Consider the following 23,078-nt stretch of genomic DNA (forward strand, 5'->3'; position numbering starts at 1 on the left):
CTTGTTAGGCTTATTATAGCTTCCATCCCCGCCAGGGTCAGCGGTCTTATGACCTTATTGTTTGGTGAAAGATGGGAAAATAGACTTAGTTTTCACGATTTGATGCTTCTTTGCGCCCGTGCTGCGATTCGCTTGGTTGATGCCTCGCCGGATAACGCGAGCCATGTCTGGCATAAGCCAGCCACCCATTCCGGCCTGGACTTCGCCGCATCATTCAACCAATTGCCAACGGAATCCTGAACATACTTGGATGTGTCGGCTTTCAGAGGTTCAAGCAAAGGCAGTCCTAATTCAGGATTCACTTTCAACTCCGTAATATGCTTGGCCCACACCCCTCGCGGTCTAGTCGCTTCAACGGCAAATCTCCGAAGATTGGCGTCTTCTTCATGGACCCATTCACTCAATACTTGAATAGACAGCAGCAGTTCTTGCGAGACATCTGCCCGAATCGCCATCCATGCGATTTCGCGCACGCCAAAATGATGATCGGCAGCAAAGCGGCGAATACTCGCCAGCTTTTGTTCCAGATCCAGCGCTTCCAAGCCAATGATGTACGCCGCCCAGCAGCGCACGCTGTCCGACGTATGCGCGGCCAATCGTTCAACGATCTCCTTTTGCCCGTCCTTCTGCTGCCGCATCATTCCGAGCCATTCGCCAGCTACAGCGGGGATCACCTTCATGGCAGGCTGCCCCTCTATTCGTTCCAGAGCGGACATCATGGCAGCAGTGTGATGCTGCAAGCCAAGCTCCACCAGAACGGCTCTTAGCAGCTTTATATGATCAACGGCCAGCCATTCGGTTAAATTAACGGTTTGGATTTGCCCTCTGTTCAATAAATCGAGTGCTTCAGGTACGATTTCACTAGCTCTGCGCGGCCCTTTCCGGCCCGCAATAGACTCCGGCATTACGTTTGCCTCCACCAATTTGCAGCCTCCCTAATGACTTTCCTCCATCATAGGAGCAGTAACAGGTAAAAAGCTGTAAGGCAGATTACAAATGAAATCCATTCTGCTCTGTGAGAACATCGCGATGAAGGGCTATCGAACGGAATCCAACTTGCAGCACACCGGAATCCGCAAGCTCCTTTAACGCTATAGAGACAGCTTCCCTGGAGGCCCCCACAAGATGGGCAATCTCCGCATGCGATAGCGGCATATCAATTTTGCCGAATTCACAGCTCTCATCCCAAACGCCAAAGCGGCTGAACAGCTCGATTAAGGCATGAATGATTTTATCATGCAGCTTTCCAAGCGCCAGATTCTGGGCGAGACTGCTCATATTGGACAGACGCTCGCTGATGGCTTTCAGCATGTTCATCATGAATTGCGGATGCTGAATGACATAGGTCCGAAACCTTTCCTTGTCCATCATACAAATATCGCTCTCCACAATCGTTTCGATAAACAAACCTCGCGTGCCTAACGAGAATTCCTCCATCTCGCCAAAAATATTCCCTTCACCCAATATGTCCAGCGTGAATTGCTTCCCTTCCTCACTAAGCCGGTACAGGCGGACTTTTCCTTTTTTTATAAAATACAAGGTTTCAATGAAGGTATCCGGTGTCTGGATAAACGTATGCTTCGGGACTGTTGTGATGACGGTCAATTTGTCCATCTCTATCAAATCGCTCTCGCTAAGTGAATGCATCAAATTAAATTGCGATAAATACTGAATACGATCCATCGTTCTCCTCCCCGCTCATAGCGATCATCGCTTATTTTTGCGGACAACGCAATAAGCCGGTTCCATCGGCACGAGATTACTGGCGCAAAAAGAAAGCTGCCCCTATGTCGCTTCGGACATTCAGGACAGCTCCTTCTCGGCAATCAGATTATCGCTATGGATGGTTTGTCAAACGGGCGGCATTCATACCGCATGGATAGAAGGCCAATCCAGCTCAATACCCTCTGCTATCAGCCGCTTTTGGAATTGCTCAAGCTGTCCCGCATTGTTGCGGACATCACGCGGGCTGAGCCCCTTCTCTACGCAGTAAGCAGCCAAATAGCCCGCCGCTTCCCCTATATTCCACTCCACAGGATGCAGCCGGTAGCATCCATTGGTGATATGGGTCGTTCCGATATTTTTGCAGGCTGCCAGCAAATTGTCCATCCGCACAGGAATCAAGGCGCCTAAAGGGATATAGAAAGGCAAAGAAGCTACATCGATATAGGTGCGAAGCGATGTGCTTGGATGCAGGTCAATTCGGTAAGAACCGATCCCCACACTGTCCGGATAACGCTCCGCCTTCCCATCCTCGCGGCAATCTGGGCTTAAATGCTGCTCTAGCACGGTGCATTCCGCTTTGATCCGGCGCGATTCACGAATATAAGGCATCTTCGCCAAGCCATCTATCGTGCCGGCTGCATCGCCGCGAAGGCGAAGTCCGGGATAACCGGCGCCGCCATCAGGACGCGGAGCCTCTGTCTGCATCCAATAAAACAGCGATAAGCTTAGCTCCCTCGCATTGTTCAGATGCTTCGCTCTCTCCTTGTCGCTTACATCAATGATCGGCCCCAGCCAGTAATCATTTTGCGGCCAATTCACAACGGTCAGGTCGCTTTCGAAGGTGCCCGGAGCGAACTGCTGACGATCGATCAAGCGTCTATACTGCCATAAGGAGAAGTGCTTGCCATCCGGGAATAAGCTGTACGTTGTCGGCTGAAGAGTAGACGGCACTACTCCCGTCCAGCTCAGCTGCTTATCCGGCCAGAAGTCAGCGCGATAATTGCGCCAGAAATCATACTGGTCCGGCTTTCTTATCGTATAGTCCTCGCCATCGATATGGTCCATGGCGAAGCACCATGTTATGGCCTGCATATCCATAGGATCGGCCTCACCCGGCAGGGCATGGGGCTCGCCCGTGTCTTCCACCGACTCTGCCCCAGTTACGTACTCTACATTCGCTAGAGGCAAGACATCTCCTTCATCGGTTGCATCCAGGAAATAGGCTCCGGTCAACACCACTTTATCACCCGTCAGCACATGCCGCAATTTCGCCGAAAGGATCCGGTCGCCATCCGTCTCTACCTGCTGCACCTTATAATATTCTAAAACCGTCAGGCGGCCGCTGTGCACATAAGGAGCAAGCATATCGCGCAACACTGCAAGAGCTGCTCTTGGCTCATGCGATATTTTGCTGACGGATGCATTTCCGGGGTTAAAGGCCAATCGCATACGCGCTTCCGGCGTTACAGGAAAGTTATTCAGGTAATAATGCCGCACTCTATTCCGAAATTGCCGGTAGCTTGCCGTACAGCCAAATTGCTCAATCCATCTATTCTCGTCCGGGGGAACGGCCTGGCTGGTCAATTGTCCGCCAATCCAATCGCTTTCCTCTGTCATAATAACGCGCTTGCCCGCTTTGGCTGCTGCTAGCGCTGCCGCAACCCCGCCGGTACTGCCTCCGATAATGACGATGTCTGCATTCAAGTGTTGTACCATAATAAAAAGCCACACCTCTTCCGCTAATGTCTACTCCCATCAATGGAAGGCAATTGCACCCATTGATGAGGCTTCTCCATAGCCTTGATTCCATATTCAATGATCGTAATAACGGACAGCGTCTCAGACGACGCTACTGCAGGAATCGATGTTCTGAAAAAGGACACCATGCTTTCGATAAACAGCTCAAAAAATGGAGACTCAACTTTCTTCACGACAGTAGGGCCTTCTATATATTTTACGGCCATCATAAACGGGCACTCCCAGCCCAACTGGTTCAATGAAGCCTGTCTTCCGTTGCCAAAATCAATCAGCAGCGCGGGCGACGCAGCTGTACCCGTATACATCACTCTACTCGCGCCAGCCCCCATTAATGCCACAATTGGTTCAATTTGGTGAATGGCGTAAGTATCGAAGAGGCCTGGTCCCCAACTGCTAATCGTCTCCGCCTCTAATTGTGAATCTGCCGTATATTCAGCCGCATAACGAAGCGCGGACGTAGAATACATCGGCGTTCCATATTGCCCGGCAAGCTGGAACATTCTCTCTGCCGCCGCCCTGTCTGGAGCGAAGGTCTTATCGATATAGGTCGGCTTGCCGGACCTCAGCGGAAGATCGGACAGCTCCTCATGAAATTCCGGGTTATCCGGCGACAATACGATCAAATAATCGCTGCGCTCCACAACGTCTTCAATCGTGTCCAGCAATTCCACTCCATGGCTGCGGCACCACTCCGCATTGCTGATTCCGGCAGGGCTGTCAATTTTCCCGTAAGCATAAGCAACCCTCATCGTTCCGCCGGACGCCTCTTCAATCCATTTCGGATATTTGTTCGCATGGAATTCATCCAAGTAATAATCGATGAAGCCTATCTTTTTCATATCGCGCACTCCTCTCGCTAGAACGAGATTTCCCGGCCGTTGTCGGATGAATCATAAATCGCTTGAATAATTTTGGAAGACAGAATGACCGTATCAATATGAGACGGCAGTTTCTCGCCGGTCTGAATGCACTGGATGAAGCTGTCGATTTCATTCTGAAAATGATTGCCTTCCTTAAATTGAGGGATGGTCTCCAGCAAAGCGCCGTTCTGAGCGCTATAAAGCTTAAAGTCGGCGCCATACTGCAAGCGGATGCCCGCCTTATCGCCTAGAAAATCGATATAGGTTTCGCCAATTCCAATATTTTGCGCCCAAGCGCCGTTCAGAGATATGGTTGGGCCGGAGGTGCGGATCATCCCGGTAACAAAGTCGTCAACATCATACGTGCCGTCATATTTCGGCGGGCCTGCCCACATGCTTAGGTACGAATAATTTTTCATATCCTTGCCCAGCTTGGAGAAGGCTTGCCCGGACACGGTGCGCGGCTCCGGATCGCCGGCGCAGTACATCACAATATCCAAATAGTGCACGCCCCAGTCGATCAGCACGCCGCCGCCCGACACCGCTTTCGTTGTGAAGTCGCCGCCCAGGCCAGGAATGCTGCGCTGCGCGCGGAAGCTGACATAGACGTGATACAGCTCGCCCAGCTCGCCGTTTTGGATCATATTTTTAATAATATTCACGCTTGTATTGAAACGGTTGACGACCCCGATATTCAAAGTGACTCCCGTATCATGCTGAACTTTCTGCATCTCCAGCGCTTCTGCATAGGTTCTTGCCGCAGGCTTCTCGCACAGCACATGCTTGCCCGCTCTCATACACTCTATGGCAATCGACGCATGGACATTATTCGGCGTGCAGATCGATACCGCATCGACCTCAGGATCATTTAATAGCTCGCGATAATCCGTAATGGCCGTTCCGCAGCCGTATTCCTGCACCGCTTTTTCCGCTCGTTCCCCGTTAATATCGCAAAAATAGATGATCTCCGCATCCTCATTTTTCATATAAGACGGAATATGAGCATGATTGGCAATGGTACCGCAGCCAATAATCGCAACTTTTATTTTGGACATCCCGATTCCTCCCCTAATTCGCTTCTAGTTTTGAAAACTCGCCGGGCGTAACTCCCCAATACTTGCGGAATACCTTTGTAAAATAGCTTAAATCCCGATACCCTACTGCGCTTGCTGTATCGTATACCTTCGCTCCCTTTATCAGGATCGATTTGGCACGCTCCATCTTATGCTCCAGCACATAAGCTGAAAAGGATTTGCCCGTCTCTTGCTTGAACAGCCGGCTCAAATACGATGAATTGATAAATAGCCGCTCCGCCACATTGTACAGCGTCAAATCCTCTTGAATGCCGTCATCGATAATCTGTAGCGCCGCCTCAACCATGCGATGCCCCGCGCTTCCTCTTCTTGCGTGCTGATACGCAATGAAATGACGGATGATCCGCTGTAAGCATTCATAGACCTGTTCCTTCGTGGCAAAGGACTGCAGATTAAGCAGATAAGGAAAATCGCTTCCCGCGACCTCCTTCACCGAGCAGCCGCGCTGCTGAATCAGCCGCACGATCAAGCTGCCGAAATATAGGATGATCTCGTTGACCTTATCCATTGTATCCGCTTCCAACATAAGCGAATTCCATTGTTTATCAAACGCTTCCAATGCTTTGGCCAAATTCCCCGTTTCAATTCCGATCTCAAGCTCGCGCTCGCTATTCGGTTGGCCAAGGTCCAGCATATCCTGTTCGAATCGAGCTTGATAGGAAATGGCGATATGCTTCCCATACACAATGCGCCGCTGCAGCGCCTGACGCGCTTGCTCATAGAGCTTGTTCATGTCGATCAATTGATCGGAATACTCGCTGATTCCCGCACTGGCCGTTAGCTTGAGGCTTTCCTTGACAATGTTAAGCAGCTTGCCTATCGTCGCATTCACATAAAGGATAAAAGGCTCCGGGTCATGAACGGCAGAGGTATGAAAGAGAATGACCGTCGAGCCGTTCGAATCCAGAAACATCCATTCCGGCTCCAAATCCTGGCTTGCGATATACTTTAACGAAACTTGCAGCAGCGAGGTATCATCCGCTCGAAATCTGGTTTCGGCCGCCTGCAAGGGATCCATATCCACAATGGCCACGCAGTATAATCTTGGCGTTTCCAAGTCCATCATCATATCCGAGCTATGCTTCGCGATCTCCCATAGCGAATATTTGCCTTGCAGCCAGTTCATCAGAAACAGCTCGCGAAGATGAGGTAGATGCTGCGTCCACTTTTGAGTTAATAGAGACTGGTTATGAAGCGTATCGAGCTGCTCGCGCAATTCAGCGGCGCTCTCCAGAACAGCGTTCAGAATCTCACTGTCTCCGGCAGGCTTCAACAGATATTTGCTGATCCCCGTCTCCATGGCAATCTGGGCAAATTCAAAGTTGTCATGTCCGCTTAAGACAATCATTTTGATATAAGGATTTTTGAGCCGCACAAGCTTGGCAAGCTCAAGCCCGCTCATCCCGGACATTTGCACGTCCAGCAGCATAATATCAGGCTTCTTGCGGTCGAACAGCTTAAGCGCTTCTTCGCCGCTCTCCGCCAGCCCGATGACCTCAATCCCATGATCCTCCCAAGGAATCTCCAGCGCCAAATTGTTGCGCAGCCTTGGTTCATCCTCTACGATCATTAAATACATGAGCAGCCCTCCCAAGCGATATGGCATTGCCGACACGGATGTCCGCATATCCTTCATCATACCAGAAGAATCTTTGCCAACCATGGCAAAGATTCTCCCTTGGCTGCTAGAGGTCGTTCAACTTCCATTATAAGTGGTCGTTCAAAATGAATTACTTTTGCGTGCTAAACCATGCATTGGCGTCTTTGTTCATCGCATCGCCGCCATCTGCCTTCCATTTCGCCAAATAACTATCAAAGGTATCCAGTGACGCTGTTCCGGCGATGAATTGCAAATACGTATCGTTCGAGAACTTGGTCAGCTTCTGCGAATGCTCAGAGATGCTCGCAATCGGCGGAGCATTGGACAAACGGTCAATGACAAACAGTCCTTCTGCCAGCTGCTGCAGCTCTTCAAAGTAATTAAACAAGATCGGATCCTTCCTTACCCTCGCCTGCCAGTAACTCGCATAGACGCTTTCATCAACGCCAGTCAGATAGTAGCTTGCATTATTCAGATCATCAAAAGCGGGCAGAATCGGGAAGTATTTGCCGTCTTCGAACTTGTGATGAACGCCTTCTTGGCCGATAACAATCTCTTTGAATAAATCCTTTTCCAATTTAAGATTCATATAATTCATTGCATGCTCTTTATTTACGGACCATTTCGGAATGGCCATAAAGTACGTAATGCCCGTGTTGACGCCAATCGTCGATACGCCTTGCTCATCCTTCAAGAATGGCAGCGTGACGAAATCCGCATCAGGGAAGTTTTTCTTCAAAGCGTTCACGACCGATGGCGCACTCCACCAAGCCAAGCTCATCATGGCAGACTGGCCGCTTGTGAATCTCTCGATTGCAACAGAGCTTGTATTAATAGGCCACTCGGAGTCAAGCAATCCTTCTTTGTATAATTTATTCATGAAGGTCAAATATTCTTTCATCCTTGGATGCTCGGCCTGATGAATGACCCCTCCGTCCACTTCCAGCCAGGCATTGTTGGTCAGGGTGTTGGCAATTCCGAATGTGGATGCAATCTCAGGAATGACGCTCACCTGACCGGTTCCAGTGAAAGGAATAACCCCTTTCTTATCCTTGATGGCCTTGAGCACCGTGTACAGCTCGTCGCGGTTAGTAGGCACTTGCAATTGAAGCTCCTCGAGCCAATCCTTGCGAATGACAAGGCTGGAGCTGGCATAGATGCCGGTTCCGCCTTGCGGAATGGCGTAAATTTTCCCGTCTATCGTAGCGGCCGACCACGTCGTATCTTCAATGCCTGCTTTCAGATTGGAACCATATTTGTCAATCAAATCGTTCAAAGGCTCCAAAGCGCCCGCTTCTGCCAAAGTGAAAAACTGCTCTTTGGTCAGCCGCATAATATCGTATTTTTCACGATTGGACATCAGCAGATTCAACTTTTCATTGGGGAGCTCTTCAGGCAGCATATCGTAGGTCGTCTTATAGCCGGTTTTCTCCTCCAGGAATCCAGCCGTAAAGTAGGTATTAGGATCGAATCGGTCGAACGGCTGAAGCTGTCTGAGCTGCGGCTTCGTGCCGCTCAGGACATCCTCTGTGGATTCTGGCGCATTCGTCGCGTTCCCAGAGCTAGTCGGCGATGCCGTTTCCTTATTCGTGTTCTTTCCTCCATCGCCTGAGCTAGAGCATGCAGATACAATCATAACTGCGATCAACATCAGCAGAGTAATCGTTTTCTTCATATGGTCGTAACCTCCCTTTGAATTGAACCAGCCTTCGTGCAATACCGTTGCCTATTCATTTCCTCTATCCTTTTACAGAGCCAAGCATGACCCCCTTTACAAAATACTTTTGCAAGAAAGGATAAACCAGCAATATCGGTATGGTCGCGACGATGATCGACGCCGATTGAATCGCCTGCGGCGAAACATTCATCGCCATATTCACATCGATCGTATCCAGCTTCAAAAATATATTGTTGGCGGACGCCAGCAGTTCCTTGAGATAGAGCTGCAGCGGCTTCAGATCGGGACTATTGATGTAAATCATCGCGGTAAAAAAGTCATTCCAGAAGGCTACCGCATAGAACAAAGCAATCGTCGCAAGGACAGGCAGCGATAGGGGCAGCACGACCTGGAAGAGCGTTCGAATATTGCTGGCTCCGTCAATCTTGGCCGATTCTTCTAATGCTTCCGGTATGTTTTCAAAGTAGCTTTTAATAACCAGCATATTAAAAACACTGATCATGCCCGGCAAGAAAAGCACCGGCAGCGTATTCACGAGACCTAATTCTCTTATTAGCAAGTACGTAGGGATCAAGCCGCCGCTGAACAGCATCGTGAACACGAACATAAGAATAAAAATCTTGCGTCCCCGCAGCTTCGGCTTTGACAACGGATAAGCAGACAGCGATGTCATAATGAGACTGAGCAGCGTGCCGACCACCGTTACGATAATCGAATTAATAAAAGCGCTTTGAAACAATTTGTCGCTCATTACATAGACGTACGTTCCGAATTGCAAATCGACAGGCAGCAGATTGACTTGCCCCGATATAACCGCCGCCTCGCTGCTCAGGGACTTCGCTATCAAATTAAGGAACGGGAATATGGTGATAACGCCCATAAAGATAAAGAACGTATAATTCGAAGCCACAAATACCTTGTCTAGAACCGATGTCTTTTGCCGCATAAGAAGCCCCCTTTCTACCAAATGCCCCGTTTAAGAAACTTCCGGCTTAAATAATTTCCTGTAATGATCAGAATAAAACCGATTACGGAATCAAATAGTCCGACCGCTGTCGAAAAGCTGTAATCCTGCTGGCCAAGACCGATCCGATAAACGTAAGTGCCAATGACATCCGCAACCTCATATACGATAGAGTTGTACATGACGAGAATTTGTTCCGTGCCTGCCTCCAATATATTGCCGAGGCGAAGGATGAACATAAGGATAATGATCGGCACCAAGCCGGGGAGCGTAATATGCCAGATCTGTCTGAATCTGCTGGCTCCATCGATTTTGGCTGCTTCGTACAACTGAGGATCAATGGTGGCAATGGAAGCCAGATAAATAATCATCCCCCAGCCAACTTCCTTCCATCCCGCGGAGGAAATAAGCACCGACCGGAATACCTCCGTATTCATGAAGAACGCGATAGACTCTCCGCCTAATCCGACAATCATCTTATTAATCAACCCGCCATTAGTGGACAGGAGCTGCAGGAATAAACCGCTTACAATTACCCATGATAAAAAATGAGGCAAATATACAATCGTTTGGATTCCGCGTTTAAACACCATATTTTTAATCTCATTCATCAGTACGGCCAATATAATCGGCAAAGGAAATAGAAAGAAGATCTTGTAGATGCTAATAATCAAGGTGTTTTTAAACACTCTCGCAAAATCCTCGGATAAGAACAGCTTCTCGAAATGTTCCATGCCAACCCATGGACTTGCCGCCAATCCGTCATAAATGTTGAAGTCTTTGAACGCAATAACAATCCCATACATCGGCGTGTACTTGAACAGAAGTAAAAAGAGTATTCCTGGAATGAGCATCAGATACAAATCCCATTCTCTCACTACATCAAGCCGAAGCCTTTTAAAGTAGGATGGGGTCATTGAATCCCTCCTTTGCCTGTTGTTATCCCTCATTTTAGGGAGTAAAGGCATGAATGAATAGGGGAGGATGTTGCGGTGTTTTGGTAATTTGATGACTATGAAACAAAAAGAAAGGCCTGGACAGAGCGTCTATACGCTCCGTTCAGGCCGGCTTCTCCATCAATCTTTCGAGTGGGATTTGCAGGGTTATCGTCGTTCCTTCCTGCCAGACGCTATCCATGAACAGCATCGCGTCTATGCCATAATAAAGCTTCATTCGTCCAACTACGTTTCTGATGCCGAATAAATCCTTCACTGAGTTTTCCGTAATCGTCACCAAATTTTCCTGGCGATTCAGCTTTTCGATTTCGCTGCGAATAAAGTCGAGCCTCTCCTCGCTGATGCCCATTCCATTATCTTTCACCGTCAGACAGAGGCTGCCCTCCTGCAGGCTGCTCGATATGACTAATTCCCCGCCCGTGCCTCGTTTCTCGAGGCCATGCAGTATCGCATTTTCTACAACGGGCTGAAGGAGCAGCTTCAAGACCCGGAGCTCTTTCGTATCCTCCGCAATATCGAAGCGGACCGTGAACTGGTCCATAAAGCGAAACTGCTGTACGCGCAAGTAGTATTCAAGATGCGTAACCGTCTCCGCTACTGTAAATACCTCCCGTCCCTTGCTTAAGCTCAGACGGAAGAACTTCGATAGATTCAGCACCATTTCACTAATTTCGTTCACATCATAGTTTTTTGCGGTCCAGTAAATGGAGTCCAGCGTATTGTACAGAAAATGGGGATTAATTTGCGAATGCAGAAATTTCAATTCGGTTTTGCTGGATTGCAGCTGATGCTCATAGACATCACGAATAAGCAGCTGCTGCTCGGCGATCATCTGATTGAAAGCGTCCGTCAACGCGCCGAATTCATCTGACCGTTTACGGGTTAGCCGGATGCTCAGCTTTCCCATCCTCATTTGCTTCATGCCGAAGATCAGCTCTCTTAAAGGCGATGAAATCCACTTGTAGACACCATAAGAAATAAACAGGGCGAGTATAATGCTTATTCCAATAATAAGATTCGTAATTTGAGAGAGCTGCCTCGATTTCTGATACAGCTCCAGCTCGGGCTGGATCATCACGATCGACCATCCGGTGCTCTCGGACTGCATCCGCCATACAAGCATATCTTTGCCTGCCCGCTTCTCTCCGCTGCTGGAATCCCCCCACTCATCCCTCAGGTAGTTCTGATCCGTGCCCGCTACGAGCTCGCCATCAGCCGAATACAAATAGATGGAAGAACCGGGGGACGGCTGCACGCTTTGAATCCGCTCCTGAAGCAGCCCTCTATCTACCGTTAGCACCAGAACATTGGCGGCATCCTCTTTATTTTGCAAATCCATCAGTCTCATGAAAGAAATCGTCTCCAGACCGAAGAGGTTCTCTTCACCCGGGAGGGGGTTGTAAAGCACCGTTTTGCCATTGGCCTTCAGGACGGCTTGATACCAAGATTCGTTATCGTGCTCCAGTATTCTCGCGCCATATTGAGTAGATATCAGCATGCCCGATGCGGAATGCAGAATCGAAACCTCCCGAATATGTCCATTAATAGCCACAACATTCGTCAGACGATCCATAACCGAATATAAGCCGTACAGATCCGATGTTAATAGAATAGCGTTCGCTTCGTGCAAAATCGGCTTTATGCTATAATCCATCGACAGCAGAACAATTAAATTTTCCAGATCCTGAAGGGAAATATCGATATTGTCCAACACCGATTGCAAGCTGGTTTCTGTCCGCTCATCCGTCTGCTTCTCTAAAATATCCATGGAGCTAATGTTTGAAAACAAGCTGATGCCCACTAGCGGGACCAAGATAAGCAAAAAATAAAGGGTCAGCCGGATTTGGATACGCTGGCGGTAAGCACTCGAAAGGGTGGTCCATACTTTTTGCAATCTCTTAGTCCGCCCCTTTCGTATGAAGCCTATACCAATCATTCACTTCATTCGTAATTTCCCAGCCGCCATTCGTAATCCACTGCTTCGCAAACTTTTCGAATTCCTGGTCAACGCTTAATCCCATAATGATTTTCAAATAGGTCTCTTCCTCCAGCTTCAGAAGCTGGGAGCCGTATTTTCTCATGGACACGGTCTGGGGTCCGCGATAATCGCTGTGAAGCACATTTTGGACGATATACTCCACGTTTTCATTCAAATCATATTGCTCGCCGAGAGAGCTCAGACGATCCCTGCGAACAGCCCCATCATTCGGATCAGCTAATGCATGCAGCGTGCCGCGATAGATATGTTTTTCATGCTCCTCGAAATTGGTGACCATCATGCCGTTCTGCTTCGTCCATACTTCGCCCTCGAAACCCAGCTTTAATTCCCGATATCCTTCTCCTGCAATGAAATGGAGCACTTCAATCACTTCCTTCGCATGAAGGCTCCCCTTCGGAATGACACTATAGGACTGAATCAGGTCATATTCAGCGGTCCCGTATTCTCCATCGTAGCCGATAGGGTATTCCAATCGAATCCACTCCGCCTTGGGATCCTTTTTCATATTTTCAAGAATAGGCCCCCGCGTATCATACCAAGCAGCCGAAAACAAACCTACCCGGCCATCAATAATTTTGTCTTTGAAGCTGCTCAATTTGTTCAGAATAAACTCCCTGTCGAGTATCCCATCCCCGTACAGCTTCGCCAGATAAGCAAGCGCGCTTTTCGCTTCCGGTAAAATCCCGCTGTATACGAGCTTCCCGTCCCTTTCCTTCCACATGCTGATTTGACTTAGCCCGCGCGGAACTCCGAAAGCGCCGAAGAATGGAGCTGTGCGCGACAGCCCTGATGGAATAATGGTAAGCCCATAGGTGTCATTCACTCCGTTTTGATCGGGATCTCCATATGTAAACGCATACATGACATCGTAATATTGCTCCAATGTGCGCGGCGGCTCTAAGCCCAACGCATCCAGCCAGTCTTTGCGCGCATAGATCACTTCATTGCCGGATACTTCATTCAGGCTGGGGATTGCATAGATTTGGCCGTTAAAGGTAACCGCCTCCCATGCTTCCTTCGGGAATATCTGGAACAGCTCTGGAGCGTGGGCTTCAATAAGATCATCAAGCGGCAGCAGCGCTTGCTCCGTCACATATTTGTATACCCACATTGGATCCGCTGTTTGAATGAGATCCGGCTGATCCGATGAATTCATAATCGTATTCAGCGTTTCTTGATAACCATTGAACGGCGGAAGCATGAAAGAGATATTGATTCCTGTGGCATTCTCAATGTAACTCAGGTAAGGATTATGATTTTCATCCATTCCCTCTGGAAATTTGCGGTCTGAATTATTGACTACCATTCTGATCGTTTTCCTGCTGCTATCGGATATTCCATCCCCGCTTTCGTCTGCTGACAGGGAACCAGAATCACAGCCAGCCAAGAGACTAATGGCCATGACAACGCTTAGCTTGATGATCGTCATCGGATGTATGCTCACAGCGATGCCTCCTTCACTCCTTGTAGATTGAATAGAGCGGTATCCTTAAGTAACTTTGACATCGCTTTTACATTTTCCTCTTTTAGAGCTTCCCGATGCTGACAACCGGACTTTTGGAACACGCGCTTTTCAGGTGCTTCCATTACAAATGTCATCGATGTTCTATAAGTTGTCATCATCGCCCCTATAATCCGGAAAGCGCCCCCGCCTATAATGAAAGCGTATCCAAACTACTGCAAAGGAAGGTGGATTTATGAGAAAGTATGGAAGAAATTTAATACCTTTTCTTATCGCCTGCTTGCTTGCTTCAGTGTTTTCGAATGGGGTGGTAATGGCGCAGGCTGAAGGCGAAGCCGCTTCTGACGACGATTCGGTGTATGCCGTCGCTGCGGACGGCAGCACCAAGCTGATGCTCAATTACATCAATACAAATGTGGATAGCCCACAGCAGAAGGATTACTTAGCTTTGTTCACAAGCGGGACGAGCGTGACGAACGTAACCGGAAATAGCAACGAGGTCTTTGTCAAAAGCACGAATGCTGCCATCCAAGTCGATGCGAATGGCGTCATACTTAAGTTCATCGGACCGCAAGGAGGCATTGATCCCGCGACGAATAAACCCAGAGCTTGGGACGCTGCACAGCAAGTGACGATTCCGCCCGGCGGCTACGTTATTCTTGCCAACGATGACAATTGGCTGGACAAAGACTTTCGCAAGGCATTATATCATACTTTTCAGACTGAAGACGTCATTACTCTCGAAAAAGGCGGTGCCATCGTGACAGCGGAGGATTTCATACCGAACGAAAGCGGAGGCGATCTGATCGAGATTGAAGCGCCGCCTGCGGATGTTACCGTCATTGTCGAGGGGCCTAAGAAACCCATTGATTATATCGACACAGATGTGTCCTCCATTCCTAATATCATTGCCTTATTCACGACCGAATACGGAACGAAGGTCTCCGTCAGAAATACCAATGTCGCGATTCAAGTCGATGCGACCGGCAAGGTGACCACGATGTTCAATGCGGCAACCGGCAACTCCGCGCCATCATGGTCGCAAGGCGGCGACCTTGACATTCCGCCAGGCGGATATGTCGTCATGGCTCAAGACAATAGTTATGCCACCTATGATATCAAAAAATATTTGGCCACCAAGTTTAAGGTTGGCGATACGGTGAAGCTGCGGAAGAACGGAAATGTTGTAGCGGTCACTGATTTAATGAAAGGCACGGGCGCCGTTCCGCGTATGGAGCTTGATGGAATGAACATGTATACGACTCCGGCCACAACCTCGACCGTATCAGGCAAAGTGACCAATCAGACTGGCGCATCCGTTGCGATTGACGGACAATCGGCGGTATTGCAAGCAGACGGCACATTCAGCCTGCAACTCCCTCTTGCCGCCGGCCCGAACTATCTCGATGTCGTGTTGTCCAAAGACGGCTCCGCCCTGGATACCAAATCTATCATTGTCTACAGCAGGCCTTCCCTGAATAATGACAAACAAATTATGTTATGGGTGGATCAAGCATCGAACGCCAAGAAGCTCCAGTCAAGCGAGAGCGTCCTCCAATTTCTGAACAAAGCGAAGGACGCCGGGGTCACAGACGTTATGTTTGATGTGAAAGGCGTCGAAGGCTACGTTTCCTATAAGAAAAATGATTTGACCGGCCGGCCGTATGTCAGCGAGATGGTTGCGGGCGATCGGAAAGGCTCCAATCCCGATCTGGACCTGCTTCAATTATTCCTGGAGCACGGCCATGCGCTTGGGCTGAAGGTTCATGCCGCATTTAATGTATTCGCAGAAGGCTCTATCGCCGTGAAGGACTTCGCGATCATTCACGAGCATCCGGAGTGGGAGGAGCATGTATTCCGTCCGGAAGACAACGGGCAAATATTGGCATTAAGAGAAAGCGAATATGGCAAAAAAGGCTTGTCAGACGCTTCTGGCGGCGCCGCTGTATTATTCGTTAATCCGGCCAACGATGATACGCGCCAGTTCCAATTGAAGACCTTCGAGGAAGTGCTGAAGAACTATGATGTAGACGGCATTGTTCTCGACCGGGCCCGCTACGATAACGAAACAGCCGACTTCAGCGATATTACGAAGGCCAAATTCGAGGCATTCCTGGAACAGCGCGGAAAATCGCTTGTCAACTGGCCGAATGATATTTTTCATTACGTGAACGGCAATCGGGTGAATGGTCCGCTTATCCAAGACTGGTGGGAGTTCCGGTCTGCCACGATTACAAGCTTTGTAGAGGAGACGAGAGCGCTTGTTGACCGCTATTCTGCAGAGAAAGAGAAGAAGATTGAAACCTCGGCTTATGTTGGCGCATGGTTCGAATCCTATTATTTGAATGGCGTCCATTGGGGAAGCAAAGACTTCCGCTATAACGACCGTCTCAAATTCCCGAACGATACCATTTACACGGAGGAGTATTACAACACCGGATATATAAGCCAACTGGATTTTCTAATGGTAGGAACCTACTATAGCACGCCTCAAGAAATTCAGCGTTACATTACGCTGGATTCGATCGTAACCAATGGCGAGGTCCCGCTTTATTCGGGCATGGCCTTGTCTAATCTGCAGTCCCCTGCTCTCCAGCGGGAAATCTTCCAGACTGCGCTTGGCAGCTCGAACGGCTTAATGTTGTTTGATGCGTCTCTTGCCAATTGGCCGATCATTAAAGCCTCTATTCAGGACAAGGAATATATAAAGGACTACCAGCTGGGAATGAGTGTCCCGGGTGATCCTTCATCCTTTATCGAGGGCAGCTTTTACAATACAAGCCGCAATCTCGGCGACCTGAACGTGATGGATGAAGAATTCGGAACCTCAACCGGCACCAACAAGTTTGGCGTTGAGGTTGTTGTGGATGACTCCGGAAAAGTGACGAAGGTGGTCAACAAAACACAAGCCATCAACTGGAATTGGGGGGTGCCTGAGGACAACAACAGCGCGATTCCGCCTGGAGGCATGGTCATATCCGCGCTCGACGAGAACGGCGTTCGCACGAAGCGGCAGCTTGTCGCTAACACGTATGATGTAGGAGACAATATCAGAGCGGCTGCGCTTACCGGCTACATGGACTATGACGGCAAAACAGTGTCGACCGCCAATGCCACGCTGAAAGGAAATATTAAAGTATTAGGCCCAGGCTCGAAAGTGGAAGTCTACCTTAACGACAATAAGGCGACCGTTGCTTCCGGCGGGGATTTCACAGGCGTCGTCAATCTTGGGCAAGGCGCCAATACCGTGACCATTTCTGTTTATGTAGATGAGCTGAAGACGAATGAGCTGTCCATTCAAATGACGTATACCCCTTCTGTTACGCCTCCCGTAGGCGGCGGCGGTGGCGGGGGAACGGAGCCGGAACCAACATTGACGGAAACCGGCGTAGTGATCACCGCTGACGAAGTGCCCACGGCGGACGAAAACGGAAAACCTGCGGCAGGAATGACACTGGATCAAGCCATGATCAGCCAAGCCATTGCGGCGCTGCAAAAGAATGGAAAGAATAAGAAGGAAATGATTCTCGATTTCACGGGGGATCAGCCAACCTCCATCGTTAACGTTCCTGTGCAAGCGCTGCTGCAAGCTGCCGATGCGATCGAAGGCGCTATTCTGACCATTAAGACAGCCGGGGCTTCCTACTCGCTGCCGGCGAATTTGATTGACGCTGCTACGTTGTCGGCTCTGCTAGGAAATCAGGCGAGCAACGCTCAAGCAATCATTACAGTGGAAAGAAAATCCGGAGCTGATGCCAAAGGCGTGACGGACGCGATTGAAGCACAAGGCGGCTTATTAATCGGCGATGCCTACGAATTCCGCATCACCTTAAAAGCTGGCGATACATCGGTGTCCTATCGTGATTTCGGCAACCGTTATGTCGAACGCTCCTTTACGTTGCCAAGCAACTTGCTCAGCAAAGCAACTGCGGTTGCGATTGATCCAGCAACCGGGGAGCTATCCTTTGTTCCCGCTCGTTTCACTACTGTAGACGGAGTGACGGTCGTGACGATCAAGCATGCCGGGAACAGCGTGTATGCGGTCATTTCCTACTCCAAATCCTTTGATGATGTAGAGAATCATTGGGCTGGATCAGATATCGGATGGCTTGCGTCGAAGCTGCTTGTGAAGGGCATGTCGGAGAGCCAATTCTCGCCGGATACATCCATTACCCGCGCTGAGTTTGCCGCCTTGCTCGTTCGCGCGCTTGGACTGAAAGAACAGGCAGGCTCGTCGTTCAGCGATGTTCAGACGTCCAATTGGTTTGCCGGCTATGCCGCTGCAGCGGCTAAGGCTGGCCTGATTGAGGGCTACGAGGATGGCACATTCCGTCCGTCCCAAACGATCAGCCGCGAGGAGATGGCGGTGCTAGCCTTGCGTGCTGCAAGCCTCGTAGAGAAACAAAGCCATACCGCGCCACTCACTGCCCTACAGTCGTTCTCCGACGGCGGCGCTGTCAGCGGCTGGGCTCGCCAAGCGGCAGCATTTGCCGTGGAAGAAGGCATCATGAATGGCTTAACAAGCACCTCCTTCGCTCCGCAGGAGCAAGCGACCCGGGCGCAAGCTGCCGTCATCCTGAAACGGCTCTTAATCCAGCTTGGCTTGATTGACAACAATTCACACTAGCTAGCTTAATAATAATAATGGCGGTGCACAGGGGTTCATTCCTGGCACCGCCATTTTATGTTTGGGGTTCGTTGCCGCTTGCGAACGGCAGCTATCCGATACGGAAAAATGCTTATGCCGTCCTTGTAGTCGCTTCCGCAACCTCTTCTGACGATTTCCCGATGCACCGGGCGACAGTATGAAGAATATGGGGCAGAATCGAAGGTTCGTTGCGTCCATCCGGCAGCTTGGCCTTCAAGTCGCGCGGAGTCAGAAACGGCGCATCCGTCTCAATCATGAGACGGTCCAGCGGAATCGTACGGACAAGCTCCTTCAGATGCTTGCCGTTAGACGGATTCATATTTTATAACTCCTTATCGGTTCTCATCATTGCGCAGCTTGCTGCCGGGACATGGTCCGCCAACCATACTTCATTCCCGGCATAATAGAACGTCACTCCAGCTTGCCTGGCACTATCGGTATCCACCTCAAGAATAACGAGTTCACCCCGCCTGCTCCCTGCCAAGGTTGCAAAATGTGTTCCCTCTGACAAATGAACGTACTGTCTGCCCATAGGTTTTAAGCCTTCAAGCAAAATGGAGGGTAGCGCGTTCTTGTTGGTGCCGTGATATAGAATAGCTGGCGGATCTGCTGGTGCATAGCTGACTCTATCGTGACTATGGCCATATCTGGCTCTTATACGCGCATCTATGATTTCAAAACGCTGCTTATCCGACTGGCGCACGACCAGCTCGATATGCTCTTTGGTTACCCATCCCCATCTAGGCTGGGCTTGAATCGATGCCAGCAGCGCGTCAAGCGTACACGATCCATCCTCAGGATCTAATGCAAGGCCGAACGCCTTCGGCGTATGCCGCAGCATTTTGCTTATCAGCTTGCTTAGAGATTTTTCTTTATGTTGATCTAACATGTCTTCACTTCGCTTTCTAACCTTATTCCGATTTTGTTCCGTTAATTGCATTATAGCCTCTCAAAGCAAAGAAGGAACGGGAATGTTTGGTTAGATTCAAATAATACGGAGAGCTCCCGAATCGGCATGCTGCTGCTCGGTTGCCGAATGGGATGCCCTCGCTTCCTTCATCACCATAAGCCCGATAAGTAAAGTTGCAGCTCCAATAATTATGAGCAATGCTCCTAGCTCCAAGCTATAGGCCGACAGCGATCCGTTACGGAATGCCATGCCGCGGATCAGCCTGTTCAGCCAGTTCATCGGCAGCGCCCATGCCGTAACTTGAAAGAAAGCCGGCAGCGCAAGCGGAGTCAGTTGAATGCCGGTGACCAGGAAAGACGGGTACAGGAGGACGCTCATCCGTGAGCCGGCTTTGCTCACATCCTTGGCTGTGTAGCCGAGCAGCATCGCGAGCAGAGACAAGGCAAAGGAGTACAGCAGCAAAGGGATAATAAAAAGATGCGGCTCTGCCTCAAATCGCATGCCCCCTGCTTGCTTCAGCAGTCCGTAGCTTAGGAGCAAGGATACCGTACTGAGCAAGGCATAAGGAACAACGCGAATCCACAACTGGGCAGGCGATGTGCCGTTCGCAAACAGCCTTCCTTCTCTCCGCAGCCTAGGCGCTATGGCCCCGGCAGCGCCTACCGTAATCATCAATACCACAATATTGACAAATCCAATGACCATCGTGCCGATAAAGGAGGTCGTCGGATTATACAGCATTCGCTGAACCAGGGTTAAGGGAGAAATGATTCCCTTAATCGCTTCTGCATCCATCCCTTGTTGAGCTAAGCTGGTCATGGATAATGCCATATTTTCCGTCGCAATGATCTCCTGAATAGCGGTTCGGATGCCAGTTAGGCCTGAGGGCATCGTGTTGTCCATCAACGCTCCAATCGTTACGGACTTCCCTAATGCTCTGTTCAGTTCCAGTCCCGCTGGAAGAACAATGACAGCTACAGCCTGCTCATTAGCCAGTAGTGTATCTGGATTCATCCGGCTGGGGATAACATTGGTAACCTTCATATATTGCGATGCGTTTATTTTTGCGATTAACTGCCGTGAATAGGAGCTATGATCCTCATCTATAATCACAACCGGAGATTCGCTTATTTGATTTTTCGAAAACATCAAGCCGAAGAACAATGCCGCAATTAACGGAGCTGCAAAAATAACAATTAAGAACTTGCTCCCCGCTACGTACTTCCATTCCTCAGTCAGCGATTTCATTCAAGTCCACCTCCGCCGTCATACCCGGAAGAAGATCAGCATGTGAAGCTACAGAGATGCGGACTGCGAACATGCTCACATCCGCTTGCCCCTTCTCTCTTGTCATGCGCAGGCTGGCAAACTGCGGAGCGGCTGCAATCGAAGCAACTACGCCATCCACCTCAATCGGCTGGTCCAGGTACGGGAAACGGACCTTTACACTCTGATTCAGCTTAAGTTTATGAATTTGCCCTTCCTGTACGAAGAGGTCCGTCCTGTACCGGGTCTGTTGAACAACAGCGACGGGGTTTCCCGGCGTAATCTGATCTCCGGGCTTTACAGCGATACGGGTAACCTGTCCGTCTTCCGTAGATAATACTTCCTCCTCGCTTCCTTGCTCCAGCTTGACTTTGAATAGCAGATCTCCCTTTTGGACTGAATCGCCTATACCCGCATTGACCTGATCAATGGTGCCTGGCTTCTTGTCATATATGACCGTGAGCGAATCGGCATCAAGCACGCCTTGCTTGCGATGCTCGGCCTGGCTTACCGCATCCATCCCTTTTGCCGCAAGCAGTGAACCTCCTGCTATTAGCACAAGCGCAATTCCGATATACACAATCCATTTTTGTTTCATCTTTATTCTCTCTCCCTATCCCTTAACGATGGTCTGTTTTAGTTTTTCTTGCCCATTATCATTTTTCTGACTGCGTGCTCGGCGGCCTCCATGACCACTTCGCCCAAGGCGGGATGAGGATGAATTGTCATTGCCAAGTCCTCGACTGTCGCCCCCATCTCGATAGCCAAAGCCAGCTCCGATATGAGCGTTGACGCTTCAACGCCAACGATTTGCGCCCCCCGTATCATTCCGGATGTCTGATCCGCTACAATCTTCACAAATCCATCCGTTTCTTTCAGCGCAAGAGCTCTTCCGTTAATGCCGAATGAGGATTTGCCCGTTATCACTGAGTAGCCTCTTTCCCTGCTCTCTGTCTCCGTCAGGCCAACGCTCGCAAGCTCCGGCTCGGAGAAAACAACAAGCGGAATAGCTTTATAATCAATAATGGATGGTTGCCCTGCTATGGCCTCCGCCGCTACCTTCGCTTCATAGGAAGCTTTATGGGCTAGTGCCGGTCCCGTGCGAATATCCCCGATCGCATACACATGCGGAACCTTTGTTCTGCACTGCTCGTCCGTCTCCATCAGCCCTCTGTCCCCTGCCTGCAAGCCGATGCGTTCAAGCCCTAGCTTCCCATCCGTATTCGGCCTTCGCCCCACCGTAACTAGCGCATACTCTGCCCGAATAAGCTGCTGTTCGCTTCCTTTCATGTAATGGAGAGTCAGCCCGTCCGTATCCTGTTCAGCTTTGACTGCCTTTGCATCCGTAATAATAGTTACACCGTCGTTGTTCAATTGCCGGACTACAGGCGCAGCCAAATCCGCCTCAAACCCGGGAAGCACACTTCTGCCTCCTTCGAGAATCGTGACCTTGGTGCCGAATTTGGCATACATCTGCCCCAATTCCACGCCGATATAACCGCCGCCGATCACCACCAGGCTTGCAGGGAGCCCGGAAAGCGACAAAGCTTCCGTGGATGATAAGATGCGTCCGCCATATGGAAGTGCCTCCAGCTCAATCGGACGTGAACCCGTGGCCAGTATCACGTTTTTGAACGATATCCGTTGCTCTGTTCCCTCACCTTTAATGACCACCGTATGCTCATCCAAGAAGCTTGCTTCCCCTTGAAGGAATGTAACTCCGGCTGTTTTCAACAGAAATTGAACACCGCCAGCCTGCTTGTTCACGACCGCTTGCTTGAATGACTGTGCCTCCTCGAATGAGGCAATCCCTCTATCGCTGCTTCGCTTGCTGTACATCTGAAAGCGATGGCTTTCCGCAATTAAGGCTTTGGAAGGAATGCAGCCCACATGGGTACACACGCCCCCGATCTGCCCGCGCTCCACAACCGCCGTCTTCATGCCAAGCTGTGCGGATCGCAGCGCCGCCGCGTAACCTCCCGGTCCTGAACCAATCACCAAAGTATCTACCGCTTCTAAATGGATCATGCCTGTACCTCCTGATTCCAAAATATGATGAACATAATATATTATAGTCATCATATTTTAAAGGCGTCAATCCCCCCGCTCTTCTGCTGTTCAGGTTGCTTAACAAATTGACACTTTTATTTATGATGAT

At 49.8% G+C, this 23,078-nt stretch carries 16 protein-coding genes and 1 pseudogene; 1 reads left to right on the forward strand and 16 read right to left on the reverse strand.

Going from position 1 to position 23,078, the window contains the following annotated elements; genetic code table 11:
* Positions 1–92: 92 nt before the first annotated feature.
* The 11 genes from D3P09_RS08965 to D3P09_RS09015 all read right to left on the reverse strand — a co-directional run bounded on the left by D3P09_RS08965 (position 93) and on the right by D3P09_RS09015 (position 14,078).
* Positions 93–905 (reverse strand): DNA alkylation repair protein, encoded by an 813-nt coding sequence (locus D3P09_RS08965; protein WP_120109109.1) that lies wholly within the window; start codon positions 903–905, stop codon positions 93–95.
* Positions 906–990: 85 nt separating this feature from the next.
* Entirely contained in the window at positions 991–1,683 is a 693-nt protein-coding gene (locus D3P09_RS08970) for a Crp/Fnr family transcriptional regulator (RefSeq protein ID WP_120109111.1), read from the reverse strand.
* 183 nt (positions 1,684–1,866) lie between these two features.
* Positions 1,867–3,441, reverse strand: a complete 1,575-nt coding sequence (locus tag D3P09_RS08975; protein ID WP_120109113.1) for an FAD-dependent oxidoreductase — start codon at positions 3,439–3,441, stop codon at positions 1,867–1,869.
* Positions 3,442–3,464: 23 nt separating this feature from the next.
* Positions 3,465–4,322, reverse strand: coding sequence for a Gfo/Idh/MocA family oxidoreductase (locus D3P09_RS08980; RefSeq protein WP_120109115.1), 858 nt, complete (start codon positions 4,320–4,322; stop codon positions 3,465–3,467).
* A 17-nt stretch (positions 4,323–4,339) separates the two neighbouring features.
* The gene (locus tag D3P09_RS08985; RefSeq protein ID WP_120109117.1) at positions 4,340–5,398 is read right to left on the reverse strand and encodes a Gfo/Idh/MocA family protein; all 1,059 of its coding nucleotides are present in this window, start codon (positions 5,396–5,398) and stop codon (positions 4,340–4,342) included.
* A gap of 13 nt (positions 5,399–5,411) precedes the next feature.
* On the reverse strand, positions 5,412–7,100 hold the full coding sequence (locus D3P09_RS08990) for a response regulator (RefSeq protein ID WP_243644017.1): 1,689 nt from the start codon (positions 7,098–7,100) through the stop codon (positions 5,412–5,414).
* A 67-nt stretch (positions 7,101–7,167) separates the two neighbouring features.
* Positions 7,168–8,712, reverse strand: a complete 1,545-nt coding sequence (locus D3P09_RS08995; protein ID WP_120109119.1) for an extracellular solute-binding protein — start codon at positions 8,710–8,712, stop codon at positions 7,168–7,170.
* Between the two features lie 64 nt (positions 8,713–8,776).
* Positions 8,777–9,661, reverse strand: coding sequence for a carbohydrate ABC transporter permease (locus D3P09_RS09000; RefSeq protein ID WP_120109121.1), 885 nt, complete (start codon positions 9,659–9,661; stop codon positions 8,777–8,779).
* A gap of 14 nt (positions 9,662–9,675) precedes the next feature.
* The gene (locus D3P09_RS09005) at positions 9,676–10,596 is read right to left on the reverse strand and encodes an ABC transporter permease (protein WP_243644019.1); all 921 of its coding nucleotides are present in this window, start codon (positions 10,594–10,596) and stop codon (positions 9,676–9,678) included.
* Between the two features lie 142 nt (positions 10,597–10,738).
* Positions 10,739–12,529 carry a cache domain-containing sensor histidine kinase gene (locus D3P09_RS09010; RefSeq protein WP_165867365.1) on the reverse strand — a complete coding sequence of 597 codons (1,791 nt, stop codon included), beginning with the start codon at positions 12,527–12,529 and terminating at the stop codon, positions 10,739–10,741.
* A 4-nt stretch (positions 12,530–12,533) separates the two neighbouring features.
* Entirely contained in the window at positions 12,534–14,078 is a 1,545-nt protein-coding gene (locus D3P09_RS09015; RefSeq protein WP_243644021.1) for an extracellular solute-binding protein, read from the reverse strand.
* Positions 14,079–14,331: 253 nt separating this feature from the next.
* Between D3P09_RS09015 and D3P09_RS09025 the strand changes: the two genes are divergently transcribed.
* Entirely contained in the window at positions 14,332–18,723 is a 4,392-nt protein-coding gene (locus D3P09_RS09025) for an S-layer homology domain-containing protein (protein WP_120109130.1), read from the forward strand.
* A 112-nt stretch (positions 18,724–18,835) separates the two neighbouring features.
* Here D3P09_RS09025 and D3P09_RS09030 read toward each other — a convergent pair.
* The 5 genes and pseudogenes from D3P09_RS09030 to lpdA form a co-directional block, all read right to left on the reverse strand.
* Positions 18,836–19,048 (reverse strand): annotated as a pseudogene (locus D3P09_RS09030) (TatD family hydrolase); the annotation flags it as partial.
* A gap of 18 nt (positions 19,049–19,066) precedes the next feature.
* On the reverse strand, positions 19,067–19,633 hold the full coding sequence (locus D3P09_RS09035; RefSeq protein WP_120110670.1) for an RNA 2'-phosphotransferase: 567 nt from the start codon (positions 19,631–19,633) through the stop codon (positions 19,067–19,069).
* A gap of 96 nt (positions 19,634–19,729) precedes the next feature.
* Complete coding sequence (locus D3P09_RS09040; RefSeq protein ID WP_120109131.1) at positions 19,730–20,902, reverse strand: ABC transporter permease; 1,173 nt, start codon at positions 20,900–20,902, stop codon at positions 19,730–19,732.
* Entirely contained in the window at positions 20,886–21,518 is a 633-nt protein-coding gene (locus tag D3P09_RS09045; RefSeq protein WP_120109133.1) for a biotin/lipoyl-containing protein, read from the reverse strand. The genes D3P09_RS09040 and D3P09_RS09045 overlap by 17 nt, the downstream gene beginning before the upstream one ends.
* A gap of 38 nt (positions 21,519–21,556) precedes the next feature.
* Entirely contained in the window at positions 21,557–22,948 is a 1,392-nt protein-coding gene (gene lpdA, locus D3P09_RS09050; RefSeq protein ID WP_120109135.1) for a dihydrolipoyl dehydrogenase, read from the reverse strand.
* Positions 22,949–23,078: the final 130 nt, after the last annotated feature.

It is taken from the genome of Paenibacillus pinisoli (assembly GCF_003605435.1).
Lineage (GTDB): Bacteria > Bacillota > Bacilli > Paenibacillales > Paenibacillaceae > Pristimantibacillus > Pristimantibacillus pinisoli.

What these genes read in the sequence shown, in the direction of transcription:
- D3P09_RS08970 (WP_120109111.1), bottom strand. Translation starts at nt 1,683, where the DNA reads ATGGATCGTATTCAGTATTTATCGCAATTTAATTTGATGCATTCACTT.
- D3P09_RS08965 (WP_120109109.1), bottom strand. Translation starts at nt 905, where the DNA reads ATGCCGGAGTCTATTGCGGGCCGGAAAGGGCCGCGCAGAGCTAGTGAA.
- D3P09_RS08975 (WP_120109113.1), bottom strand. Translation starts at nt 3,441, where the DNA reads ATGGTACAACACTTGAATGCAGACATCGTCATTATCGGAGGCAGTACC.
- D3P09_RS08995 (WP_120109119.1), bottom strand. Translation starts at nt 8,712, where the DNA reads ATGAAGAAAACGATTACTCTGCTGATGTTGATCGCAGTTATGATTGTA.
- D3P09_RS09000 (WP_120109121.1), bottom strand. Translation starts at nt 9,661, where the DNA reads ATGCGGCAAAAGACATCGGTTCTAGACAAGGTATTTGTGGCTTCGAAT.
- D3P09_RS09035 (WP_120110670.1), bottom strand. Translation starts at nt 19,633, where the DNA reads ATGTTAGATCAACATAAAGAAAAATCTCTAAGCAAGCTGATAAGCAAA.
- D3P09_RS08990 (WP_243644017.1), bottom strand. Translation starts at nt 7,100, where the DNA reads ATGGTTGGCAAAGATTCTTCTGGTATGATGAAGGATATGCGGACATCC.
- lpdA (WP_120109135.1), bottom strand. Translation starts at nt 22,948, where the DNA reads ATGATCCATTTAGAAGCGGTAGATACTTTGGTGATTGGTTCAGGACCG.
- D3P09_RS09045 (WP_120109133.1), bottom strand. Translation starts at nt 21,518, where the DNA reads ATGAAACAAAAATGGATTGTGTATATCGGAATTGCGCTTGTGCTAATA.
- D3P09_RS09025 (WP_120109130.1), top strand. Translation starts at nt 14,332, where the DNA reads ATGAGAAAGTATGGAAGAAATTTAATACCTTTTCTTATCGCCTGCTTG.
- D3P09_RS08980 (WP_120109115.1), bottom strand. Translation starts at nt 4,322, where the DNA reads ATGAAAAAGATAGGCTTCATCGATTATTACTTGGATGAATTCCATGCG.
- D3P09_RS08985 (WP_120109117.1), bottom strand. Translation starts at nt 5,398, where the DNA reads ATGTCCAAAATAAAAGTTGCGATTATTGGCTGCGGTACCATTGCCAAT.
- D3P09_RS09040 (WP_120109131.1), bottom strand. Translation starts at nt 20,902, where the DNA reads ATGAAATCGCTGACTGAGGAATGGAAGTACGTAGCGGGGAGCAAGTTC.
- D3P09_RS09005 (WP_243644019.1), bottom strand. Translation starts at nt 10,596, where the DNA reads ATGACCCCATCCTACTTTAAAAGGCTTCGGCTTGATGTAGTGAGAGAA.